At 44.3% G+C, this 3,776-nt stretch carries 1 protein-coding gene; it reads right to left on the minus strand.

Features of this window, described 5'->3' with window-relative positions:
• The coding region (locus tag A3757_RS25830) for a fibronectin type III domain-containing protein (RefSeq protein ID WP_197470116.1) at positions 1 to 3,739 on the minus strand (3,739 nt) is incomplete at its 3' end.
• Positions 3,740 to 3,776 lie beyond the last annotated feature (37 nt).

Raw genomic sequence — 3,776 nt, forward strand, 5'->3', positions numbered from 1 at the left:
TTGCCATTGAGGTACCACTAATAGTATTGGTACCGCCATTGCTCCAAGTCGACGTAATATCTGAGCCTGGCGCGAATATATCAATACATGCTCCCCAATTTGAGAAGCTTGAGCGGCTATCATATCGAGTTGACGACGCAACTGTGATCGCAGCAGGTACTTTATTTGGCGACCCGGAACAAGCATTTATATTTGAATTACCCGCCGCTACAGCAAAAGTAATTCCAGCATCAATCGCCCGGTTTACTGCAGCATCTAGTGCCGCTGAATTTCCGCCACCAAGACTCATGTTTGCTACAGCAGGAAATTTAGCATTTGCTGCTACCCAATCAATACCTGCAATTACGCCCGAAGCTGTTCCTGAACCATTACAATCAAGTACTCTAATCGCTGTCATATTTACATTTTTTGCAACACCCCAAGTGTTGCCACCAACGGTTCCAGCAACGTGAGTACCATGGCCATTACAGTCAGAAGCGTCTGCGTCATTATCAATGAAATCCCAACCACTTGTAGCTCGACCTGCATAATCACTATGCGAAGTAAGTATACCCGTGTCGATGATATAGGCATTTACACCACTACCATCTAGCTCATAGCTATAGGTGGTATCAAGCGGCAAAGCAGTTTGATCGATTCGGTCAAGGCCCCATGTCGCACTGTTTTGCGTTACGCTAGCACTCATTACCTGATCTTGCTCTATCAAAAGTACGCGAGGGTCGTTGCGAAGATTCTGTAATTCTTCAGCTTTTATTTTTAGCACAAAACCAGGAACTGAACTGGAGTATTGGCGCACCGCCTTCGCTTTGACTTTGTTAGATATATCAGTAGCCAATGCCTGAACTGATGCCTTACGCTGCTCAGGAGATTGGTTTTTAGAGAGCCCGAAAAACTGCGGGCTGATCGGTGAAGGGGAGTATATGCTGCGATTTCTGCTTGAGCTCTGCGTTGCGTTTTCGGGCTCTTTTAGTAAAACGATGTATTGTTCTTCAATTGACCGGGTTGGCGCAGCAGCAAAGTAGGGTGCAATTTGCGAAGAGCTGGAGAATGTTGTTGCTTGCTCAAACTCGCTAACAGCTTGCTCAGCCTCACAGACTAACCGGCTATCAGCATCAAGATTTGTTTTCCAGCTAACAGTCAGCGAATCAGTACTGGCATTTTCTATGACTGGCTCTGCTACAATTTCTAGTGTAACGGGCGCAACACCGGGTAATAAGGTTTTAAATGAAAGCACATTACTGGTAACGGTATTATCAGAAAGATCTGAAGACTCGACCCTAAAGTAATATCGGGTGTCGGCAGCAAGGTTGAAAACAGGAACGCTGTGTTCAGTAGAAAATCCATTTAGAGTAAAAGTCTGATCTAGGGACTCTTCGCTTAGCCCCAGACGAACCGTACGAGATGAAGACTCGGTAGTTGACCAAAGTATGTCTGCGCTGCTAACTGTAATATTTTCAACAATAGGCCCTGCGATAATTTGAGGTGCTGTCGTGTCAGGCAAAGCTAAAGTAGTAAATTCAACAGGCGCGGAAATGCTCGGCCCGTTCCCGGCTGCATCAGTGGAAGACGCCCTTAAGACATAAGTAGTATTAGCATCTAGACCACTTAAATACATTTCATGCGAACGAACCAAGGGCTCGCTTTGAAGCGTATTAGTGCTATTCCCGTCCGTATAGGAAACACCACTATCTGCTGCTTCGTTAGTCGTCCAGCGAACGATTGCGGTCGTTTGGCTTATGTCACTTACGATGGGTCCAGTTATTTCAGGTGCAGAAATATCAAGTTCAAATAGTGTGGTTACCGTTTGTGGTGAGCTTAATACAGGCCCATTTCCAGCAATATCGGAGATAGCAACAACAACTGAATACTGCGTACGCGGTGTAAGGCTAGGTACAACAAGTTGGTGACAAGTAGCGGCACTATCAAGGGGAAAATCGCTGCTGTCTTCCGTGCCGACGGTGACGACAGTAACAAGAGCTGTTACCGGCTCATCAGCGCAAAATGATACGGTAAATTTGTCATAGTCTATTGAGCTAATAGTTGGTCCGGTGACAAAAAATGGTAAATCGGAATCGGGTAAGGGGGATGTTCTAAAGTTAGCTGGCACTTGCTCAGAACTTAAGCCATTATCATCAATTGAAAATACAAGCGTCTCGTAGGCAGTATCAGCTGATAAGCCGCTTAATACTACAGAATGATTAGTCGTTAGATCTTGGCGGGAAAATGTATCACCTCCGCTAATTACGACCGTGCTATCGGATTCCTTATCCGTCACCCACTCTACGACTGCAGATACGTCACTTATGTTTTTTACGAATGGACCCGAAATAATTTTCGGCGGTATTAGCTCGGTTGTTGGGTTTGACTCCGTTGTAAAACTTATCGTCTCACTAATACTTTGCTCACCTTCAGAATTGAAAGCATCTACCTGAAGAAAGTAAGTTGTTTCTGCTTGCAAGTTATTAAGCGCGATAGCGTGAGCGGCGGTAAAGTTGAAATCGGATTCAAGCTGGTTCATTTCGTCAGACGTGAGGCCATAACGAACTTGACCTGTTGATGCCTTTTCTGTTGACCAGTTGACGATTGCGCTAGACGCGCTAACATCACTAACGAAAGGCTGAATTGTAAATAAGGGGGCAGGGAGCTCAGGTGCACTAGCTTCAGTTCCAGAGTTAAACTCCGCTATAGCGCAATCAGCACTATTACCTACAACATCAGTCAAACTTATTTGATACTCATAATTGGTGTCAGGTAATAGCCCGTTCAGTAATTCTAGTCCCGTCTCTCTTAATTCTGAATTCGCCTGCTGACTCCAAGTACTTGCTCCTTTTTCCCTGTAGTTAAGGCTTATTACTGCTAGCTCACTGCTTTCCCAAGTGACTTCGGCAAAATTAACAAATGCTTGGGCTGTAGGTGGTGTTATACAGTTTGGCGGGGTTGAATCTACAAATTCTGTACTTAAAGCACCAATCACTTTGCTAGCAATAAAACCTTCTATGTCCGTCGAATAAACCACACAGCGATATGCAGTATTAAACTCTAATCCAATTAGAGTAAGAAGATGGTTTTTGCTTAATTCTGTTTTATTTACCTCGCTAATCCCGTTCACCGATTCGCAAATTAGACGGCTATCTGAGTATCGATTCGTTTTCCAACTTAAAGTGATGCTGTTACCCGTCAAACGCTCAATAACAGGCTGTGAAATAATTTCAAAACCATTAGAGACACTTTGCGATTGGGTCGTAAAAGAAGAAACGTTGCTATGAACTTGATTTCCGCTTAGGTCGCTTGATTCGACTGAGAAGTAATAAGTACTCGCAGGTAAGAGATTAGTGACGCTCAATTGGTGCTTTGCAGAAAAGCCGGGAGATGATTCGACACGGCTTAGGTTATCAGGCTCTGTGCCAATGGACACAACAGAAGATGATGATTCATCGGTACGCCAGCTAATCATCGCGTTAGTGTTTGATACATCTTCAACTAAAGCACGCCCAATAATTAATGGCGGTTCAGTATCGGAAGTAGAAGCTGTCTGGAACTGGATCTCCCGAGTTTGTGTTGCTCTATTGCCAGCGGCATCATTTGAGGCAACGGTTAAATTATATAGCGTATTAGCACTTAGCCCTGTAATCTGAACTGAATGATCGCTTACAAGCTCAGTGTTATTCTGAACCCGGTAACTAATACCATCGTTAAATGAAACTGCACTGCTAGCCGCTTCGTTTGTCGTCCATTTCACTACAGCTACTGTATCTGAAATATCAGTAACCGTTGGC

This window comes from Oleiphilus sp. HI0117, from assembly GCF_001635235.1.